At 60.3% G+C, this 20,292-nt stretch carries 20 protein-coding genes; 11 read left to right on the forward strand and 9 right to left on the reverse strand.

Translation table 11 applies throughout. The annotated features are described in order from the left end of the window. Positions 1–50 precede the first annotated feature (50 nt). A complete protein-coding gene (locus CCGE525_RS15360; RefSeq protein WP_120705030.1) occupies positions 51–1,451 on the forward strand; it encodes an MFS transporter in 1,401 nt (466 codons plus the stop codon). 106 nt (positions 1,452–1,557) lie between these two features. Here the strand turns inward: CCGE525_RS15360 and CCGE525_RS15365 are convergent, their stop codons facing one another. Next, complete coding sequence (locus CCGE525_RS15365) at positions 1,558–2,826, reverse strand: RNA polymerase sigma factor (protein WP_120705031.1); 1,269 nt, start codon at positions 2,824–2,826, stop codon at positions 1,558–1,560. Positions 2,827–2,857: 31 nt separating this feature from the next. Next, positions 2,858–3,253, reverse strand: a complete 396-nt coding sequence (locus tag CCGE525_RS15370; RefSeq protein ID WP_120705032.1) for a YciI family protein — start codon at positions 3,251–3,253, stop codon at positions 2,858–2,860. A gap of 423 nt (positions 3,254–3,676) precedes the next feature. Here CCGE525_RS15370 and CCGE525_RS15375 point away from each other — a divergent pair, with 423 nt between their 5' ends. Both CCGE525_RS15375 and CCGE525_RS38970 read left to right on the forward strand, forming a co-directional pair. Beyond that, on the forward strand, positions 3,677–4,054 hold the full coding sequence (locus CCGE525_RS15375; protein WP_120706430.1) for a VOC family protein: 378 nt from the start codon (positions 3,677–3,679) through the stop codon (positions 4,052–4,054). A gap of 759 nt (positions 4,055–4,813) precedes the next feature. Beyond that, positions 4,814–5,116, forward strand: coding sequence for a phosphatase PAP2 family protein (locus tag CCGE525_RS38970; protein WP_342637427.1), 303 nt, complete (start codon positions 4,814–4,816; stop codon positions 5,114–5,116). A gap of 22 nt (positions 5,117–5,138) precedes the next feature. Here the strand turns inward: CCGE525_RS38970 and CCGE525_RS15385 are convergent, their stop codons facing one another. Further along, positions 5,139–5,549 carry a response regulator gene (locus CCGE525_RS15385; protein WP_120705033.1) on the reverse strand — a complete coding sequence of 137 codons (411 nt, stop codon included), beginning with the start codon at positions 5,547–5,549 and terminating at the stop codon, positions 5,139–5,141. Between the two features lie 260 nt (positions 5,550–5,809). Here CCGE525_RS15385 and CCGE525_RS15390 point away from each other — a divergent pair, with 260 nt between their 5' ends. Further along, positions 5,810–7,474 carry a phosphoethanolamine transferase gene (locus CCGE525_RS15390; protein WP_205587399.1) on the forward strand — a complete coding sequence of 555 codons (1,665 nt, stop codon included), beginning with the start codon at positions 5,810–5,812 and terminating at the stop codon, positions 7,472–7,474. 66 nt (positions 7,475–7,540) lie between these two features. Here CCGE525_RS15390 and CCGE525_RS15395 read toward each other — a convergent pair whose 3' ends face one another. Beyond that, positions 7,541–7,918 carry a cupin domain-containing protein gene (locus tag CCGE525_RS15395; RefSeq protein WP_120705035.1) on the reverse strand — a complete coding sequence of 126 codons (378 nt, stop codon included), beginning with the start codon at positions 7,916–7,918 and terminating at the stop codon, positions 7,541–7,543. Positions 7,919–8,144: 226 nt separating this feature from the next. Here CCGE525_RS15395 and CCGE525_RS15400 point away from each other — a divergent pair, with 226 nt between their 5' ends. Then, positions 8,145–9,188 carry an LLM class flavin-dependent oxidoreductase gene (locus CCGE525_RS15400; protein WP_120705036.1) on the forward strand — a complete coding sequence of 348 codons (1,044 nt, stop codon included), beginning with the start codon at positions 8,145–8,147 and terminating at the stop codon, positions 9,186–9,188. A 39-nt stretch (positions 9,189–9,227) separates the two neighbouring features. Here the strand turns inward: CCGE525_RS15400 and msrB are convergent, their stop codons facing one another. Beyond that, complete coding sequence (gene msrB, locus CCGE525_RS15405; RefSeq protein ID WP_120705037.1) at positions 9,228–9,716, reverse strand: peptide-methionine (R)-S-oxide reductase MsrB; 489 nt, start codon at positions 9,714–9,716, stop codon at positions 9,228–9,230. Between the two features lie 305 nt (positions 9,717–10,021). Between msrB and CCGE525_RS15410 the strand changes: the two genes are divergently transcribed. The 6 genes from CCGE525_RS15410 to CCGE525_RS15435 all read left to right on the forward strand — a co-directional run bounded on the left by CCGE525_RS15410 (position 10,022) and on the right by CCGE525_RS15435 (position 15,925). After that, the gene (locus CCGE525_RS15410; RefSeq protein WP_120705038.1) at positions 10,022–10,921 is read left to right on the forward strand and encodes a MurR/RpiR family transcriptional regulator; all 900 of its coding nucleotides are present in this window, start codon (positions 10,022–10,024) and stop codon (positions 10,919–10,921) included. A gap of 95 nt (positions 10,922–11,016) precedes the next feature. Then, positions 11,017–12,021, forward strand: a complete 1,005-nt coding sequence (locus tag CCGE525_RS15415; protein ID WP_120705039.1) for an ABC transporter substrate-binding protein — start codon at positions 11,017–11,019, stop codon at positions 12,019–12,021. A gap of 16 nt (positions 12,022–12,037) precedes the next feature. Next, the gene (locus CCGE525_RS15420) at positions 12,038–13,840 is read left to right on the forward strand and encodes an ABC transporter permease (protein WP_120705040.1); all 1,803 of its coding nucleotides are present in this window, start codon (positions 12,038–12,040) and stop codon (positions 13,838–13,840) included. Next, entirely contained in the window at positions 13,837–14,880 is a 1,044-nt protein-coding gene (locus CCGE525_RS15425; protein ID WP_120705041.1) for an ABC transporter ATP-binding protein, read from the forward strand. Before CCGE525_RS15420 ends, CCGE525_RS15425 begins: the two co-directional genes overlap by 4 nt. An 86-nt stretch (positions 14,881–14,966) precedes the next feature. Further along, the gene (locus CCGE525_RS15430; protein WP_120705042.1) at positions 14,967–15,722 is read left to right on the forward strand and encodes a COG4280 domain-containing protein; all 756 of its coding nucleotides are present in this window, start codon (positions 14,967–14,969) and stop codon (positions 15,720–15,722) included. Continuing rightward, positions 15,719–15,925 (forward strand): hypothetical protein, encoded by a 207-nt coding sequence (locus CCGE525_RS15435; protein ID WP_120705043.1) that lies wholly within the window; start codon positions 15,719–15,721, stop codon positions 15,923–15,925. Before CCGE525_RS15430 ends, CCGE525_RS15435 begins: the two co-directional genes overlap by 4 nt. 61 nt (positions 15,926–15,986) lie before the next feature. Here CCGE525_RS15435 and CCGE525_RS15440 read toward each other — a convergent pair whose 3' ends face one another. From CCGE525_RS15440 to CCGE525_RS15455, 4 genes are read right to left on the reverse strand one after another with little or no spacing between them, the layout of a single operon-like run. Continuing rightward, a complete protein-coding gene (locus tag CCGE525_RS15440) occupies positions 15,987–16,955 on the reverse strand; it encodes an amidohydrolase family protein (protein ID WP_120705044.1) in 969 nt (322 codons plus the stop codon). 30 nt (positions 16,956–16,985) lie between these two features. Then, positions 16,986–17,861 (reverse strand): aldo/keto reductase, encoded by an 876-nt coding sequence (locus tag CCGE525_RS15445; protein ID WP_162950191.1) that lies wholly within the window; start codon positions 17,859–17,861, stop codon positions 16,986–16,988. A 51-nt stretch (positions 17,862–17,912) separates the two neighbouring features. Continuing rightward, a complete protein-coding gene (locus CCGE525_RS15450) occupies positions 17,913–19,379 on the reverse strand; it encodes a hypothetical protein (protein ID WP_120705046.1) in 1,467 nt (488 codons plus the stop codon). 39 nt (positions 19,380–19,418) lie between these two features. Then, positions 19,419–20,288 carry a carbohydrate ABC transporter permease gene (locus tag CCGE525_RS15455; RefSeq protein WP_120705047.1) on the reverse strand — a complete coding sequence of 290 codons (870 nt, stop codon included), beginning with the start codon at positions 20,286–20,288 and terminating at the stop codon, positions 19,419–19,421. Positions 20,289–20,292 lie beyond the last annotated feature (4 nt).

The following is a 20,292-nucleotide window of genomic DNA, read 5'->3' on the forward strand; positions in this document are numbered from 1 at the left end:
TGCCGTTTTCAACCTCCCAAGAGTCGGCAGCCTAGAAAGGAACGATCCCGATGAATTCTTCCCAAACTCGAAGCGGGGCCGGATTGGCGTTGCTGCTGCTATGCGCCGCCAATTTCCTCGACGCCATGGACGTCTCCACCATTGGGGTGGCCCTGCCCGCAATCCAGAAAGAGCTCGGCATGCAGGCGACCTCGCTGCAATGGGCCGTCAGCGCCTATGTGCTTGGCTATGGTGGTTTTCTGCTGCTCGGCGGCCGTGTCGCCGATCTCTTCGGCCACCGTCGCGTCTTTCTCTGGTCGCTCGGCGTCTTTGCTGCCGCCAGCATTGCCGGCGGCTTCGTCGATAGCGCACCGACCTTGATCGCCGCACGCCTGATCAAGGGCATCGCGGCCGCGTTCACGGCACCGGCAGCCCTCGCACTGCTGCTCTCTGTCTTCGGAGAAGGCAGCGCCCGTGCCAAGGCACTCGGCGTATTCTCTTCCACCGGTGCCGCCGGCTTCGTGCTCGGTATGGTGCTTGGTGGTGCGGCCACGATCGTCAGCTGGCGCGCGACCCTGGTCATGGGTGCTCCCGTCGCCATCCTAGCCCTGATCGTCGCCCCCTTCGTCCTCCCTGCCGATCATAAGCGAAGCGGCTCACGTCCCCACTTTGACTGGGCCGGCGCCTTGACGATCACCCCCGGTCTGCTGCTTTTCGTCTTCGGCGTCACCAACGCCGCCGCCGATGGCTGGCAGGCATTCGCAACCTGGGGATCGCTCGTTGCAGCGCTCGTACTGATCCTGCTCTTCCTGCTGGTCGAGTCGCGCCATCACGATCCGATGGTGCCGCTTGCGATGTTCCGGCGAGCCAGGCTCAGCCATGCTAATGCCATCGCTGCCCTGTTCCAGGGAGCCTATGTCGGTTTCCAATTCATCGCGACGCTCTATTACCAGACCGTCGTCGGCTGGTCGGCCTTCGCCACCGGTTTCGCCTTCGCCCTCGGCGGCGTCTGCGTGATGTTCCTCGCGCCTCGCTTCGCCACGATCGGGCAGAACCGCGGCACGACGTTACTGATGACATTCGGCGTCGGACTTCAGGCCATCAGCTATCTCTTCTGGGTACTGTCAGCCGGCCAGATCGATACGATCGTGCTCGTCGCCATCTCGCAGTTGTTGCTAGGCGTCGGTTATGCCATGACCTATCCGTCGATTCAGGTCGCCGCACTGTCTGACGTCAGCGAAGACCAGTCCGGCTTGGCTTCGGGCATGCTGTTTGCCTCCTTCCAGATCGGTGGCGGCATCATCCTGGCGGCCGCATCGGCTGTCTTCAGCGCAGCACCGAGCTTCGGCTGGAACCCCTATATCGCCGGCACTGCCTTCGTCGCAATATTGGCTGCCGCGATCACATTGCTGGCAGCTGTGGGGCCGAGAACATCGACCCCGCGCTCGGATGCCTATCAAGCGGCAGAATAGTCAGTGTTTCGGGTACCCGCACCGTTCGGGTGCGGGTATTCGCAATCAGACGGTTTCGATCGTCCTCAGCTGATTGTCGGAAGGTGCTGATGTCCGGCGAATACAGTCATGACGACAGCGATGCCGCCTCAGCGGCACGTCGCATCAGCAGGTCACGCTCCCGCTGGTTCCCGGCAAGTGCGGTGGCCGCTTCGAAAGCAGCTTTCGCCTCCCCGTGGCGGGCCAGCTTATGGAGCAGATCGCCGCGAACGCTCGGCAGCAGGTGATATCCCCTGAGCGCCGGCTCGTCTGCAAGCCGATCGACGATAGCCAGCCCCGCCTCCGGTCCTTCAGCCATGCCAACCGCGACCGCACGATTGAGTTCGATGATCGGCGAAGGCACAATCGCCGTCAGCTCGCCATAAAGCCCGGCAATCCGCGCCCAATCGGTCGCATCGGCCGTTCGAGCTTCCGCGTGGCAGGCGACGATTGCCGCCTGCAATGCGTAAGCTCCGCCCGCGCCGCCGAGGTCCCGCGCCCGTGCAAGTGCCCGCAGTCCTCGCCGGATCTGGAGCTGGTCCCAAAGGGCGCGGTTTTGTTCCAGTAGGAGGATCGGCTCGCCGGCTGCGTCCGTACGCGCTGCGGTGCGCGAGGCATTTAGTTCCATCAGTGCCAACAACGCATGCGCTTCGGGCTCGTTCGGCGCGATGGAGGTGAGGATGCGGCCCATCCGCAGTGCTTCGTTGCAGAGCTGCGGCCGCAGCCAGTCCTCGCCGCGCGCTGCTGTGTAGCCCTCGTTGAAAATCAGATAGACGACCTCCAGCACGGAGGCGAGCCGTTGTCCGAGCTCCTCGCCGCAGGGTGTCTCATAAGCCAGCCCCGATTCCGAAAGCGTTCTTTTGGCGCGCACGATGCGCTGGGCGATCGTCGCCTCCGGCAGCAGAAAAGCCCTCGCGATCTCCTCTGTCGTCAAGCCGCAAATCATCCGCAACGCCAATGCGACGCGGGCCTCTCGCGATATCAACGGATGGCAGGCGGTGAAGACGAGACGGAGCATCTCGTCACCTATGTCATCGTCCAGGGCAGCATCTACATCGGGCATGGCCTGCTGCTCCTCATCCATTTCCAGGGCGATCATCTCATGCTTGCGCTCAAGCATCTGGCGGCGGCGCAGATGATCCAGCGCCCGGCGCTTGGCGGTCGCCATCAGCCATGCGCCGGGTCTTTCCGGGACGCCCGTCTCGGGCCAGCGTTCCAGCGCTGCCAACAGCGCCTCTTGAGTCAGGTCTTCGGCCAACGGCACGTCGCGCAGCATCCTTGCCAGGCTGGTGATCAGCCTGGGCTGCTCGATCCGCCAGACGGCCAGGATCGTGCGATGGGCGTTGGCGGCCGTCACGGCCGCCTATCCCCTCTTTCGGCTGCTAGCTTCAAGCGACCTCAACCACGACCGAGTGCGTGCTGCATGGGTTCATATCCGGCGGGAAGAACGGGCGAACCTCGCACGTGCCTTCCCAGCCTGGCATGTGATCTATGTGGAGCTGCATGAATTCGACCGTCAGTGCCAACGCCTCCTCCTTGTTCTGGAATTCGAAGATTGCGTAGCCGCCGACCACTTCCTTGGCCTCGACGAACGGGCCATCCACGACGACGATCTTTCTGTCTTTGATGCTGACGCGGACTCCGGTTTCCATCGGCATAAGTCCGGCGGTGTCGATCATGCGGCCGGCCTTGATCTCGCGATCTGCGAGCTTACCAATGGCTTCCATGAGTTCTGGCGTCGGCATTCCGACTTGAGCGGAAGAGATGATAGACATGAAACGCATTTGACCGTTCCTTTCGAGGCGAGCCGCTGGCGCCATTGCCGCGGAATTGTCTCGCTCACTATGACGACGAAGCGATCCTTCGGAAATCGACAGGCAATCTGAAAAAAATGCGTGGGCGAGATTCCAACTCGATTCCGAGGATCAAGCCGATCGATCGAACGCCCCGCGAAAGCCTGAAATTTTTTCTGAGCCGCAGGCACCCCACCCTATCAATTCCGCGCCTGCAGACAAGCTGCAGAACGCCGGGAACCGAGGCTTCATGCACAGGACCCGAACAGGCGCCCGGGCAGCTCTTCATTGACTTCGAACGGTCGTTGAAAGATGGTTGGAAACAACGCCATCGCCATTGGATTTGAAGGGGGCATACCCTCAGCCTTGGCAGGCATGGAGCCGCGGAAGCGGACAAACGGAGCCCTGTATTTTATGTTCGATCACATCTCGATTGGTGTCAAAAGCGTGGAAAGAGCCCGGCAATTCTATGATGCGGCACTAGCGCCGCTCGGCTATGAGCGTCTGTCGAATTTCGACGGCACGATCGGCTACGGTGCGGAGCGGGCGCAATTCTGGGTCATGGAAGTGGAGCGGCCAGTTCCGGCGGATCGCGGCTCCGGACTGCATTTCTGCTTCGTCGCGCCGAGCAAGGCGGCGGTCGACGCCTTCTACGCCGCCGGGCTTGCCAATGGCGGCGAAGACAATGGCAAACCGGGCATCCGGCCGGACTACAGCCAATTCTACTACGCGGCCTTCGTCATCGACCCCGACGGCTATCGCCTCGAGGCCTATTTCCAGACCGGCGAGTGACGATTAGGTCAATCGACGCGACAACGCCAGGCGGGTGCATTTTGCACCGCCCGTAGGTGCTCCGTCGGCATAGCATGCCACGGGTTATCGTGTCCGACACGGCAGGTGACGGGCGCGATCCGGTCGTCGCCTCTTGAGAGGACAAACCGCGCTTCCTAAGCATTTTATGTTTCAGGTTACTGTCAGATTTCTCCCGTAATGAGCGCAACGGAGATCGTCTGCGCCCTTCAGCGGGTGGCCGATAGACCCTCCTAGCATCCCTATATGCGATGACGGAAAACGGCGTTTCCTGATGTATGACGACTATGCTGCTTACCCAAAACGAGCGACATCGTTCGGCAAGCCGCTTGCCTGGTTCGTCGCGCTCTTTGCATTTTGGTGTTTGCTGCTTCTCCTCTTCAACAGGTTTCCCCAGATCGATCTTTCCGTCGCTCGCAGCGTCTTTACGAATGCGCCTTGTACATCGACGGATTCGGCGGGCGAGGTCTGCGGCAAGTTTGCCTATGACAAATATCGGCTCTTCGTTTTGCTGCGCACCATCACGCTCGCCTTGCCCTATGTCGCGATCGTTGTGCTGCTCGCGGTCCCCTTTCTCTCCTGGAGGAAGCTTGGCGGATCCCATTGGCGCACGCCGAAAATCGACCAGTGCATAGTGGCGCTGTTGTCATTGGCCGTCGGCTGTGGCCTCATCGTCAACATGATACTAAAGGCATATTCCGGCCGACCGCGCCCCCGCGATACCAATCTTTTGGCGGAGCGATGGATTTTGCTCAGGCGGGCTCGTTTGCGGGAAAATGCCTCAGGAATTGTTCCTTCATTTCTGGAGAGGCGTCATCAGCCGGATGGCTTCTCTGTCTCATCCTGCTGCTGCCGCCGCGCTGGCGTCTTCCTCTGGGAGTGCCATTAGCCGCGGTATCGATCATGATGCCGACGATGCGCGTTCTGACTGGCGCCCACTATCTGTCTGATGCGGTGCTGGGTTGGCTTTCGTCACTGGTAATTTTTGCAGCCGTATTGACTGCCTTCGAAGTCTTCAACTCCAGATCGCTGCAGCAACCTTGAAAACTGCACTGCTCCGCGCCGGTCAGCCGGTTTGGGGAAGAATGCTCGGCCGGTGTTTCCTCGATTTTCCGGCGCTTGACGATGTTATTGCTTTGCGGATGCGGGCCGTGAGTTCGCCAAGGCCGAACGGCTTTATGAGATAATCAGTCGCGCCGATGTCCATTCCGGCCATTTGATCCGATAGCTGATCATAAGCGGACATGATAATGACAGGCGTGGAATCGCCCTTCGCCGTCATTTGTTTCAGCAGGTCCAGGCCACTTCCATCCGGCAGGCGAAGATCTAGGAGAACCACGTCATAAGCTTCGGCGACAACCGCCACCGTTGCGGACCGAAGGTCCATCGACCAATCGGCCGTCCAGCCTTCGGCAAGCAAATGATCCTGCACTGCATTGCCGATAGTGGCGTTGTCTTCGACCAGCAAAACCCTCACGATTTCTCCCTTATTTTAAGAGTGAAGGTATGATCGGGATTTCTGACGGCGACCTGAAATCCGTGCGGCCGCACGGCGAAAAGCGTAGATAACGGAAATTGGCTGCCAAACAACCGCCAAACAGCAGTGCAAAAGGAAGGCTCATTCAGGTAAATGTCAGGAACGGCGGACACGGTCCCGCGCTTATTTAGTCAAAGCAGCGTCCTGCGCATGCTCCGGTTCCCGGACCCGCCTTGCAGGAAACGCCTTGGAGAAAACCTTTGAACAACAATAATACTCAGCCTGGCCGACAGGGTGTCCGGCCAGCAATCGGCAGCGTTACTCTTTGCCTCATAACCACTCTTTATATCCTTCTTGTGACAAATCAGACGTTTTGGACCAAGTCTTACGGCTATTTTGTTGCTGAGCCTGCCGCCTTCGCCGCCTTCGCCATCGGGATCTCTGCCGCGATCATGGCGCTCTTCACGTTTTTTTCCGCCAAATACGCCACAAAGCCGACTTTGATCTTCTTCGTTCTCGTGGCGTCGGTGTCCTCGTGGTTCAACGATCAGTTCGGCGTCATCATCGACAAGGAAATGATCCGCAATGCGGCGGTATCGACGGGTGCGGAGGCAGGTCACCTGATCACGCTGCGCTTCGCAACGCATGTGCTGCTGACGGGTATTTTGCCGTCTCTGGTGATTGCCGGGGTGCGCATCGTCCATCGCCCCATCCTCAAGAAGCTTGGCTATAATACCGCTGTCATACTCTCCTGCGTCGCCATTTTCGTGGTTGCTGGCACCAGTTTCTACAAGACGTTCGCCGGTGTCGGCCGCGCGCACCCCGATCTGGTGGATATGCTCAATCCAGTCATGCCGATCACCAGCGCCGTGCGCTACGCCATCAACTCGCGAAAGGATTCAAGCATCGTCGCGCAGCCTCTGGGCACGGATGCCCACAGGGTTGGCACGGCCGACAACGGCAAGCCGCGCGTGACGATCATCGTTGCCGGCGAAACCGCGCGAGCCCAAAATTTTTCACTCGGCGGCTATGGCAAGATGACCAATCCGGAATTGGCAAAACAGAATGTCGTTTATTTCCCCAACACCAGCAGTTGCGGAACTGCGACGGCAACCTCGATTCCCTGCCTGTTCTCCGTCTATACCCGGGCGCAATATACCCATCTGAAAAGCCTGGAGACGCAGAACCTGCTCGATGTGCTGACCCACGCCAAAGTGGACGTCACCTGGCTGGACAATGATACCGGCAGCTATCACGTCACCGACCGCGTTTCCTACGCCTATCTGCCGACATCGGCCGATCCTCGCTTCTGCAAGGATGGTGAATGCCTGGATGCGATCCTGGTGGACAAGGTCGACAATTGGCTTGATCACGTCAAAGGAGACAGCGTCCTCGTGCTGCACCAGCTTGGCAGTCACGGCCCCGCCTACTACCAGCGCTACCCCGATGAGTTCCGCCGATTCACGCCCGATTGCCGCGCCAATGATTTCGGCAGTTGCACGCCGGAAGAGATCACCAACGCCTACGACAATACGATCCTCTACACAGACCATATCGTTTCGGCGGTGATCGACAAATTGAAGCAGCGTTCAAACTCGCTGTCCGGCGCAGTCGTGTACTTCTCGGATCATGGCGAGTCGCTCGGCGAGAATGGGATCTACCTGCATGGTACGCCCTATATCATCGCTCCGTCTCAACAAACCCATGTACCGTTCCTGGTCTGGCTGGCCGGCGATCTGGCGAAGACTGGCGGCTATGACATGGCCTGCCTGGCAAAACGTGCCGCTGACGGCACCTATTCGCACGACAACATCTTCCACAGCGTCCTCGGCCTGATGGATGTTGCAACGAAGGTCTACGATCCCAGCCTGGATGTGTTCGCCGAATGCCGTCGTCCGCTGAACAAGCTGGCCCAATTGAATTGATGGCTGTCAGCCTCGAACCCGAATTGCGGTCTCGCCAAACCGAGACCGCAATTCGCCTCGTACCGCTCAAAGCCGAGCCGGCTGACGTATCGTCCGCTCGTTTTCCACATTGCCGGTATTGAGCGTCGTATTCCTCTCCAGCAGCAAGACCTCGCATGTCGGTTCTGCGGTCGGACAATGTTCGACGCCATGCGGCACGATGATGTATTCGCCGGGGCCCAGGATGATATCGCCACCATTCTCTTCACGTAGCTTCATGCGAAGCGTGCCTTTGACAACGAGGAACAACTCGTCCTCCTCGTCGTGATGATGCCAATGAAAAGCACCTTCGAGTTTGACGAGTTTGATCTGAAAATCATTGATGTCGCCGCCGATCCGCGGGCTCCAGGTCTCGCTGAACGCCGCAAAGGCCTTCGTGAGATTGACTTTTTTCAGCTCCGGCATGCGCTTCCTCCTTCTTGCACCTGCAATCGAATGCCGGGCACACTATCGACGGCGGCCCCGCCAAACGCAACGCATCACCGCGAATTCATAGGTGCCCCTGTCTGTACTGCCACCATGGCCATATCGAATTCTTCGAACGGAACCCTAGAAACTTTGCGGGTAGTTCACATGGGAGTACGCAGATAAATGCCTGCCAAACACAATTGCGATAGGCGATGGAAAAATCATGGCGGCAGGTATTATCGAATTCGGGCTCGATACTTTCGGCGATGTCACTCACGACGAGAACGGGAAACCGGAATCCCACGCACAGGTCATCCGCAACGTCATCGAGGAAGGCGTGCTTGCGGACCAGCTCGGGATCGATTTTTTCGGCATCGGCGAACATCATCGCCAGGATTTCGCCGTCTCCTCTCCGGACACCGTGCTGGCGGCGATTGCAGGTCGCACGTCACACATCCATCTTGGATCGGCCGTTACCGTTCTCAGTTCCGATGATCCGATCCGCGTCTTTCAGCGTTTTTCCAGCCTGGACGCGGCGTCGAACGGGCGCGCCGAAGTGATCCTCGGCCGCGGTTCGTTCACCGAATCTTTCCCGTTGTTCGGCTTCGAGCTATCCCAATATGAAAAGCTGTTCGAGGAAAAGCTCGACCTTTTCGCCGCCCTGCTTTCCAATGAACCGGTCAACTGGAAGGGAACGATCCGCCCACCACTCAGCAATCAACGGGTCTTTCCGACGATCGAAAAAGGCCATCTGAAAACATGGATCGGCGTCGGCGGAAGTCCGGCTTCGGTCGTCCGCGCCGCGCAATATAATCTGCCGCTGATGCTGGCGATCATCGGCGGCAGCCCCTACCGCTTTCAGCCCTATATCGATCTCTATCATAGGGCGTTCGCGCAATTGGGCGGAACGGTTCAGCCGATCGGCATCCATTCGCCGGGTTATATAGCCGACACCGACGATCAGGCCCGCGAAGAATTGTGGCCCAGCTACAAGGCGATGCGTGACCGCATCGGCCACGAGCGCGGCTGGCCGCCGATGACGCGCGAAGAATTCGAAACCGAGATCGAAAACGGCTCGCTCTATGTCGGCTCACCCGAAACGGTCGCCGCAAAGCTCGCGCCGGTCATCAAGACGCTCGGCGTCAGCCGCTTCCAGTTGAAATACAGCGCCGGCACGCTCAGCCATCGGAAACTAATGCGCTGCATCGAACTTTACGGCCAGAAAGTTATCCCGGCGGTACGGGCGGAAATAAGCGGCAACGCCTGAGACCCAACCTTTGCGGCTGAAGGGCTCAACTCTCAGCGATCAGGCCGAGACCGGGTGGAATGTCATGGCTACGCCGTTGATGCAGTAGCGCAGGCCCGTCGGCTTTGGCCCGTCTGGAAAGACATGGCCGAGATGGCCGCCGCAGCGGCTACAATGCACCGCCGTGCGCGCCATGCCGAAGGAATGATCCTCTGTCGTACCGACCGCGTCGGCGATCGGCGCCCAAAAGCTCGGCCAGCCGGTGCCGCTGTCGAACTTAGCACTTGAAGAGAAGACATCCTGCTGGCAGCCGGCACAGGCGAAATTGCCCTTGCGTTCTTCATGCAGCAGCGCGCTGGAAAAAGGATATTCCGTACCCTCCCCGCGCAGAACGTCATATTGGTCCGACGTCAGCAGCTTGTGCCATTCTTCGTCGGTGTGAATGACGGGAAATTTCCCGGCCGCAACGGCGGGGCCCGATCCCAGACCAAGTCGAGTCGCGACCGCACCGAGCGCAGCCGCGATGAGGAATAGTCGTCTGTTCAACATTGCTGGAGCCTCCCATAAAGGGGACGATCACCTGTCCGATAAATAATACGGCACGGACGCGGATTTTGTTACATATGGGTGCGCGAAGCACCGAAACGTGATCCCGAATACGGCTTCCGATATCGCCCAGGAGTCCGCGAAATCTCAGGCGCAGCAATTGTTGCATGGACCTTGCGTGGCTCGCCGATCGCGGCGGCACCAATGGCTCGCCCGGCTGTCTCATCATTGTCATGCTGATGTAACAAACATTACCTATATCGATATCGGTAGCGTTTGCTACGTACAAATCTCAAAGGCAAACCGCCATGACAACGGACACCCAGCCGCAGGCGACATTCGACGCTCAGATTCTCGCCGTGCTTGAGGACCTTGCGCCCGCTGAACAACGCGTGGCCCGTTTCTTTGTCGACCAGAAGCAGATGGTGCTGCTAAGTTCAGCCGCCCAGATCGCCCAGCTTGCCGGCGCCAGCGATGCGACCGTTGTGCGTACCGCCCGCGCGCTCGGCTTCGAAAGCCTCTCGGCGCTTCGCGCAGCCATGCTCTCGGAGCTCACCGGGACGACGTCGCCCGGCAATCGCCTGGAACGGACACTTGCCGAGACGGGCGGCGATGCCGCTGGCGCTCTTCATCACGTCATCGGCATCCACGAGAGTGTGCTGGACGTCCTGCGGCGTCCGGAGATCGCCGCGAGCTTTGAGCGCGCGATCGATATTCTGGCAGGCGCAGCGAGGCGTCATGTCTTCGGTATCGGCCCCTCCGGCGCCATGGCGGATTATTCCAGCCTGCAATTCAATCGCATCGGACTGCCCACCAGTTCGCTCTCTGCATCAGGCGTTGCCTTGGCGGACCGTCTTCTCTGGCTCGGCAAGGGCGATGCCGTTTTGATGATGGCCTATGCGCCGCTTTATCGCGAAGTCGAGGTCGTGCTCGACCAGGCCGCCCGGCATGACGTGCCGGTGATCCTGATCAGCGACAATCTCGGCCCACTGGTCGCCGACAAGGTGGCGGAAATTATCCCTATTCCACGCGGCAAGGCCGATCATCTCGCGATGCATGGCGGTACCATGGTGCTGATCGAAGCCATGATCGTCGGACTGGCGGGTCGCTGTCAGGAAGCTGCCTTCGACAGCCTCGACCAGCTTAGCGTCTTGCGCGGCTCCATCGACAAGGCATGGAAAAAACGCGGCACGAAGAAAAAGAAATAGCGAAGTAATCATCCGCATACATAAATGCTTCAAAAAAGAATTATAGTATAAAATCGCAGTAATTATATCCTCTCTAACGAGTACGGGAGAAATAAATGCTTACTAAAACTATAGCTGGACTTGCGCTGAGTGTAGCGGTGACATGCGCAGCCGCCCCGGCCTTTTCCGCAGACCTGGTGCTGTACGATGCGCTCGATTTCAGCGGCAAGGTAGCCAAGGCTTTCGAAGCCAAGACCGGCCTCAAGGTCGATGTCGTCGAGCCCGGCAGCACCGGCGAAGTGCTTGGCAAGATCGCCGCCGAAGGCAACAACCCGCAATTCGATATCGTCTGGCTGGATGGCTCGGCCGTGATGGAACGCATGGCGTCGGATCACGTCCTGCAGCCGATCCCGGGCGATGTTTATGACAAGGCGGCCTTCACCGATTTCGGCAAGTCGCTGATCCCGGCAAGCCATGCCTTCCTGCCGACCGGCGCCAGCACCACGGCTCTCGAAGTAAACACCAAGAAGGTGCCCGCCGACAAGACGCCGAAGTCCTGGGCCGATCTTGCGCATTTCGCCGGCACCGTCGCCGCCAAGGACCCGAACCTCTCAGGTCCGGCCTACCAGTGGCTCGCAGGCTTCTTCCAGACCAACGGTCTCGATGCCGGCAAGGATCTGCTCGGCAAGGTGCTGACCGTGAAGTCGCTCTCGGGCCTCTCCAGCGGCGGTAAGGTCAATACGGCCGTGCTGACCGGCAATGCTTCCGTCGGCATCAACCAGGACAGCGCCATCTTCGCAAAGATCGCCGGCGGCGAACCCGTGATTGCCGTTTATCCGACAGAGGGTTCGATTGCCCTGCCGCAGGGCCTCGGCATTAGCGCCAAGACGACGCATATGGATGCTGCCCGCAAGTTCATCGATTTCGTGACGAGTGCTGAAGGCCAGGCAGCCATGCAGGACGGCGACGATACCGACTTCTTCTTCATGCCCGTCATTACCGGCGTCAAGGCGAAGCCCGGCCGTCAGACCGACGTCGCCTTCGTACACCTCGACGACAAGGTCGCTTCCGCGCACGAGACCGAATGGAAGCAATGGTATAAGGATCATTTCGTCCCATGATCGAACGGAGCTCACGATGACCGTTCTGCATCATGAAGGGGCCGCGGCATTCGCCCGCGGCTCCAACAGCAGAGGCTTGTCGCCGAATGGATTGCTGGCTTTCATTGGCCGTCTCTGCGGGCCGATGGCCATTTATGCCGTGTTCTTCCTGCTGATCGGGCTACCCCTGGCGCTTGTGCTGATCCAGTCCGTGATGCCGCGGCTGTTCGACGTTCAAGCCGGCAGCACCGCCTTTAGTCTGGAGCCGCTGGCGCATGCTTTCGCCTCGCCGCGTATTCTCCAGTCGATCCTGAATTCATTGGAGCTGGCCGCAACGGTCGCCGTGACGACCACCGCCCTTGGCGGCGCCTTCGCTGTCCTCGTGCAGCGATGCAACGTGCCCCTGCGCGGCGTCATCGCCGTCACGCCCTGGCTGGTGTTCTTGACGCCCTCCTATCTCAAGGCGCTGGCTTGGGTGCTGCTGATGTCGTCCGGCGGCTATCTGGCGCAGCTCGGCATTCTGCCGCAGGCCTGGAGCGATGCCTTCTTCGGGCTCGAAGGCCTGGTCTTCGTCCACACGCTCGGTCTTTTCCCCTTGGCCAGCTTCATCATCGCCAGCGCGCTTGCCGGGCTCGGCAGCGAGCTCGAAGATGCGGCGCGGCTATACGGCTCGTCTCCGCTGAGAATATGGCTGCGGATCAACGGCCCCCTGCTCGCGCCGGCCATCGCGCTCAGCATCATCGCCACCTTTGCAGAGGTGCTGTCTGATTTCGGCCTTGCCTCGACCATCGCCCGAACCTCGAACTTCGGCGTGCTGACCTACGGCATCTATTCCGCGACCAGCGATTATCCCGTCGACTTCGCTTCGGCAGGCGCACAGGCGCTGATCCTGCTCGCTTTGGTTCTGCTTGTGGTGCTGGCCGACCGGATGCTGCGCCGCCGGGCCGATCCCCGTCTGATCTCCGGAAGAGCGCGACCCGCGCACCGATATGAGCTTGGTCTCTGGCGCTGGCCCGCGACCATCGCTGCGCTCGCCGTCGTCTTCCTCGCACTGGTCCTGCCATTGCTCGCAGTCGCCATCCGGGCATTGAGCCAGACCCTCGGCCAGGGGCTGGACCGGAGCAACTTCACGCTGGTCAATGTCCAGACGGCTTTGAGCCTCGGCACGGCGGCAAATCAGGGCCTGCTGCGCAGTCTCGGCTATGCCGGCCTGACAGCGATCATCGCGAGCGGCATCGCCCTGCTCCTCTCCGCCCGGCTCGACCGCTCCAATTCGCTTATGCGCACGATCGCCATCGGCCTGTCGCTCGGCGCAGTCGCCATTCCCGGCATCGTGCTCGGCTTCGGCTATATTCTTGTCTGGAACCGCCTGCCCGGCTTCCGCGACTGGCCGTTCCCACACTATGGCGACGGCTCGCTGCTGGTCACCGGCTATGTCGCGGCTGCCTTGCCCTATTGCCTCGTCGTCATCCTTTCGGCCATTGGCCAGCTGGCACCAAGCCTGACCGACGCAGCGCGACTGCAAGGCGCGGGCGCAATGCGCCGCCTGCTTGCCATCACCTTGCCGCTGGTCTTCCTGAGCGTGGTGACGGCCTTCCTCCTGACCTTCATCCGCACAGTTTTCGAACTGCCGATGTCGCAAATGCTCATTCCGCTCAGCGGCCCCGCTGCCCCGACGCTGATCCTGAAACTGTTCAGCCATGATCAGGACGGCCTCGCTTGCGCCATCGCATTGATGGCGATGGCGGTTGCCGGCGGCGGCGCGGCCGCGGCGTGGATGCTGGTACGGCGCTTCATGCCGAAACGTGGCAGCAACACCAGAGGAGACAATGTAAAATGACCGCTTCGCTGGACTGTATCGGTATCTGCAAATCGCTCGGCGGCCGCCCTGTGCTCGACAATCTCGATCTGAAAATCGCTGCCGGCGAGGTCGTCTCGCTGCTCGGCGCCAGTGGATCGGGAAAAACGACGCTGCTTCGCATCATCGCCGGACTGATCAATCCGGACAGCGGCATCGTCAAGTTCGACGATACGGTCGTCTGGAGCCGACAATCCGTCGTGCCGCCGGAAAGGCGCCGCGTTGGCATGGTGTTTCAGGACTATGCCCTGTGGCCGCATATGACCGTATCCCAGAACCTGTCCTTCGGGCTGCAGTCACAACGCCTGTCCGAAACAGAAGTAGCGGGGCGGCTGGATCATGCCCTCGAGGTCACTCGTCTGATCGCCTATCGCAACCGCTATCCGGCGGAACTGTCCGGCGGCCAGCAGCAGCGTGTGGCAATCGCCCGCTGTCTTGCCGCCCGCCCCGCGTTGATGCTGTTCGACGAGCCGCTCAGCAATCTCGATGCCGCGCTGCGCGAGGATATGCGGGTGGAAATGATGGAGCTGGTGCGCCGCGAGGCCACAACGGTCATCTATGTCACCCATGACCAGGCCGAGGCTATGGCCGTGTCGGATCGTATTGCGGTTATGCGCTCCGGCGTCATCGCGCAGTTCGATACGCCGCAGGCCATCTATGAGGCCCCAGCGGACGCTTTCGTTGCCAGCTTCATCGGTGGCTTCTCGATCGTTCCGGGGGAGGCCCGCGACGGTCGTTTCAAGATCGAGAATGCTCCGGCCGAAGCATTGCGCACGGGCGGTGCCCAAAGCGGCAGCGCGCTCCTGGTCGTTCGGCCGGAAGACGCGCGACCATCCGATGCCTATCCCGACAACCGGCTTCAGGGTATTGTCCAGTCCAGCGCTTTCCAAGGACGCTGCTGGCGCTTGATGATCGATATCGGACCCCATCGCGTCCGGCTCGACTGGCCGCAGGCCATGCCCACCGGCACACCGTTGGTCTTCTCCTTGCCGCCCGAACGCTGTGTGGTCCTTACCGCCTAAAGCATGATCTTATCCGAAAGGTGCGAGAGACTTTCGGATAAGATCATGCAATATCAAAAACCTATCCGCTACTCAGGATTCACTGCATGAACAGTCTCACACCCATTCTTTCCACCATAACAGCGTCCTTCCTCGGTTCTTTCGTCGAAGTCGTGGAAGCCTTCACCATCGTCCTCGCAGTCGGGGTCACGCGGAGCTGGCGTCCGGCGCTGACGGGTGCCGTGCTGGCACTCGCCGTGCTTGCCGCCCTCGTCCTGATCTTCGGGCCGCTGCTGGCGCTGGTGCCGATCACTATACTGCAATTCGTGGTCGGCGTTCTCCTGATCCTGTTCGGCATGCGCTGGCTGCGCAAAGCCATTCTGCGGTCGCTCGGCGTCATAGCCCTGCATGACGAGGAAGCGGCCTTCTCCAAGGAGACGGCGGCGCTTCGGCAACAGTCCGGGGACCGGCGCGCCGACTATCTCGCCGGCCTTGCCTCCTTCAAGGCAGTGCTATTGGAGGGCGTTGAGGTGGTCTTCATCGTCATTGCCGTCGGCGGCGCCCATGGCTTGACGCTCTACGCCGCCCTCGGCGCGCTGGCCGCCTTCATCCTGGTTATGCTGATCGGCCTGCTGGTGCATCGTCCGCTCGCCACCGTGCCGGAAAACACACTCAAATTCGTTGTCGGCCTGATGTTGACCAGTTTCGGCATCTTCTGGACCGGCGAAGGCATCGGCGCGGACTGGCCGGGCGCAGATCTTGCGCTTATCGCGATCTTCGCGATCGTTGCCCTGGCGTCCTTCGCCATCATCCGCAGCCTGCGCGGCTCCGTCGGCAAACCCACAGCAAAGGCAGCCCAATGAACATTATCCGTATCGCCATATCCGAACTTATCGGCATGTTCATCGACGACGGCAGCCTTGCGGCTTTCTCGCTGATCCTGGTGATCGTGGTCGCCGGCGCGGTCAAGCTTTTCGCATTGCCGCCGCTCATCGGCGGTTTGTTGTTGCTGCTGGGTTGTCTTGCCATTCTGGTGTACAGCGTTCGCCGCGCTGTGAAACGATAACATAAATATTTCCCTGCAAACCGCTGATTTGCGGGGGAATATTCACAGAATGGCGGCAGTATCAGCCGCGGTCGCTTACGGGCAAGGGCGGCAAGACATGGTCGAGCAGCTTCTCCACAAAGGTGCCGAGATTTCCCTTGCCGCCGGCCTCCAGCCAGGCGTGGACCATCCGCCCTGCAAGTGCCTGATCCACCGGCAGGCCATTCGCCCAAAGTGTCGCCGGGAACGACCGTGCGCGCGTCTCAGGATCAAATGGCAAAAAAAGCGGCGCGATAGCGGCGGGCTGGCCGAAATAGAGCCTCGCCGCATTGCCGCCGTGGAATGCGGTGCGCTCCTCCAATGTCGGCGAGAGCCGCTCCACCCAGTCGATCGCCTCCGGCATGGTCTCCGTCCGCCAGAACATAACGGGGGCTTCAGAACCCCAGAGGATACGGCTCCATCCGGTCCGGGCGACCACTGCCTCTGCCCAGGTCAGAACGGCAGCGGCCGGAAATCCGCCGTGCCGGGAGAAGACGACATGAAAACGGGGATGGGCGAAGAGCGCGGCAGCGGGGCCATAAGCGAGAATTCCCGGATCGCCGACACCGGCGAAATGTCCCCCGATCACGATGGCGTCGGGATTGCGTTCGAGATTGGCGAGCACCGCCCGGGCGGTTTGGTCGGCAGATGGCCGCCCGCAGACGATAGCGATCCGACCTTCGGCGGCGAGAATATCGAGCAGCCATGGCCGCTCGATCACATCCTCATCCGTCAATCTGAGGCCGCTGAAGCCTGCCGTGAGCTGAGCGCGGACAGCGGCCTCCATCTCCTTTCGGTCGTTGCCGAGAGGAACACCGAGACCGCGGAATTTGTCCGGCGACCGGCTGATCGCCGTGTGAATGGCGGCCAAATCCGGGCTGCTGTCGAAGGAACAGAGTACCGCGCGGCCGATCCCCGCCCGTGCCATCACGCCCTCATAATCCCCGACGCTCTGGAAACGCGGCATGCCGACATGGGCGTAGGCATCGATCAGCAACGGATTATCGCTCATGGCTGGCTCGCTATCTTTCCGGTGTCGCTGTCATTCCGCATCCTGCGCCCGATAGACATCGACGGTCATGCGGGGCAGTTGCGCAAAGTCGAAAGCCGGATGGAAATCGTTGACCAGTTTGACATTGAGATCGACCTCCTCCGGCCAGCGCATCCCGACAATGGCCGAGTGGACGCGGCTATCCGACAGGACGAATTCAAGGCAGACCTGGAAAAGGTCCTTCGCTTTCTGCCAATCGGGTGCGAGATAACGCACTCCGCGCTGAAATATCCCGGAGGTCATGGTGCGCATGGTGACGACGCCGACATTTTCGGCCCTGGCCTCGTTGAGAATATGCCGCGCCGCCGATTGGTAGATGAAGTTATAGGCGAGTTGGAAGACATCGAATTCCTTGTGTTTCAAGAATTGCCGCGCCGTCCACGGCTCTTCCGCCGTCAGTCCGATAAAGCCGATCTCGCCTTTCTCCCGCAATTCCAGTAGCCCCTCGAGCGGCCCACCCTTGACGATGTGCTCGTACTCCTCCGCCGAGAACATACCACCGTGAAACTGCACGATGTCGAGGCGGTCGGTGTTGAGGCGCTTCAGGCTGTCGCGCACGCTGGCGATGACGTCCGCCTTGCCGATGCCATCCCAACGAACTTTGGTGGCCAGCACGCATTCGTCGCGGCGGCTCTTCATCACCTCACCGATCAGCCTCTCGCTATTGCCTTCGCCATAGGCGGGAGCCGTGTCGATATAATTGATGCCGAGATCGAGGGCGCGGTTGATGGTGGCGATCGCCGATTTCCGCCCCTCTTCCGACCATGGGTCCCAGTTGTTGGCGCGGTTGAGCCCGCCGAAGGGATATCCGCCAAGCGCGATCCGCGATACCTGCAGGCCGGTTCTGCCAAGAGCTATTTTCTGCATCGATCTCTCCAATGTCATCTGTGAGATTGTCGCCCCGAAATCCAGGCGTCGTCAGCCGAGTTCGGCCAGGGCAGCGCGAACGCCGGTCAAATTGTCGAGGCGCATCTCTGAATATTTTCGGCCGAGCACGACGCCGGAGGCGCCGCCTTCAAAAGCGGCAAGGACGGCCGCCTTGACCCGATCGGGCGTGGTCCGCGTCAAATCGGGTCCCAAAGTCTCGTCGGCATCGATCATGGCGGCGTCGCCAAGCACCGGCCTCGGAATCTCGCTGGCATCAGGCTGACCGACCGGAATATCGACATCGATGCCGGCATAAATGACGCAACGCCCTTCGCCGCCGACCAGTGCCCGCTTGGTTTCGCGCCTCACATAGTCGGCGGAAAAGCCGTTCTTCGGCAGGTCCTGATACGGTGCCTCGTCCAGGCCCAAAATCTTCAACATCAGCGGATAAACCTGGCCCGGATCAGCATCCCCGAAGATCGTGCGGCTGATACCGGCAATGAAGGTGTGGAAGCGCGGTCCGGCTGCGTTGTTGTAAGTCGATATCTTCAGGAAATCGGCGATATGGCTGAGATCCGCATAATTCTGGCTGGCCCGAAAGAATGGGCTGAAGGTGATGTTCTGCGGCATATTCCAGCCGGCCTTCATCTCCGGCCGATAGGCGCGCACGGTGCCGAAGATGTCGCGATACATCTGGTGCTGTCCGTCAGCCCAGAGCGCTTGCCAGGAAAGCAGCTCCGGATAGGTCAGCAGCAGCCGCCAGAAGGTGACGAAAGCGCCGTCAGAGGGAATGGCACCGCGGGCAATGTCGGCATTCCAGAGAACCAGCTTGCGGTAACCTTCCTGCGCGCGTCGCCAACTGATGCCGCGCTCGGCGCCGAGCGCCTTGCAGTGGCTGCAATAGCAGGTGATCAAGCCGAGACCCTGCCGCGTTGGCTCCTGGATCAGCCGATCGAGCGGGCTTGGGCGCTCCGACGACCACATAATCCCGTCAAGCTCATAGCTCTTGATGTAGTCCTCGATGATGCCGAGATGCCAATTGCGGTAGTCGGGATTGTTGAAGCAGGGCCGCCGCGCCGGCTTGTTCCAGATATCGACTTCGAGGCATTTGAGAAAATTCGGATAGCTGCGCAGATGCCGTGCATGGCTGCTTTCGTCGATCATGGCGAAGCTTTTCATCCCCCGCCGCTTCGCCTCGGGAATGACGGTCTCCAGCATGTCCCAGTCGGGATATTCAGGGGCGCGGCCCGCCGGCCCCAGGATGGTGTTGGCGTAATATTCAGGACGGATCTTGGCGTAGTTGCCGCCGCGCCAGTCAGGTTCATATTGCCGAACGCCATGGTCGGGAAACGGCCGTCCAGGCTCCGCCCGGCCGCCGGTGGCGCGGTCCCAGGTCGATGTAGCAAGGAATAGCGTATTCGCCGCTGCCCGCTCCTGCACCGTGTCCAGCACCATACCGACACCTTCATCCATGAAAGACACGGCTCCGACCTGGATTGCCACCAAACGCTCAGTCATTGGATTTCTCCACCATTGCTCTTGCCATGGCAAACCACCTCACCCTTTAAGCCCCGTGGTTGCGATGCCTTCGACGAGGCGCTTCTGGAAAAACAGGAAGACGAGGAAAACCGGCACCAGCGACAGCGTCGTCATGGCGAACATCGAGCCCCAAGAGGATTGCCCCGACGCATCGAGGAACTGCCGAAGACCGAGCGAGACCGTGTAGTTCTTCTCGGTATTCAAATAGAGAAGCTGCGAGAAGAAGTCGTTCCAAGTCCAGATGAAGGTGAAGATCGTCGTCGTCACCAGCGCCGGCATCATCAGCGGCAGGATGATCAGCGTGAAGATCTGGAAACGATTGCAGCCGTCAACCATTGCCGCCTGTTCGAGTTCCAACGGTATGCCGCGGATGAATTGCACCATCAGGAAGATGAAGAAGGCATCGACTGCGAAGAACTTCGGCACGATCAGCGGCAGGAAGGTGTTGATCCAGCCGAGCCTATTGAAAATGATGTATTGCGGCACGACCGTGACATGAAACGGCAGCATCAGCGTGCCGATCATCAGGGCGAAGAGAATGCCTTTGAAGTGGAAATTGATGCGAGCGAAAGCGTAGGCCGCGAGCGAGCAGGACAGCAGATTGCCGACGATCGCACCCAGGCAGACGATGAAGGAATTGAGGAAGAAGGTCGAAAACGACGTGCCGGTGCCGAGCGTCCAACCCTTGATATAATTGGAGAAATCCAGCCTCGTCGGAATGGGGTTGAGATTGGAGAAGATCTCTCCTTCCGGCTTGAAGGAACTGCCGATCATCCACAGCAGCGGATAGAGCATCAGGAAGGCGCCGACGATAAGCACGACGTGCAGCAGCCATCGCCAGTCCCTGCGTCTGCGCCTTGTCTTGATCGGGCCTGCAAGGCTTGCCATCGCG

The sequence above is a fragment of the Rhizobium jaguaris genome, from assembly GCF_003627755.1.
In the GTDB taxonomy this organism is placed as follows: Bacteria; Pseudomonadota; Alphaproteobacteria; order Rhizobiales; family Rhizobiaceae; genus Rhizobium; species Rhizobium jaguaris.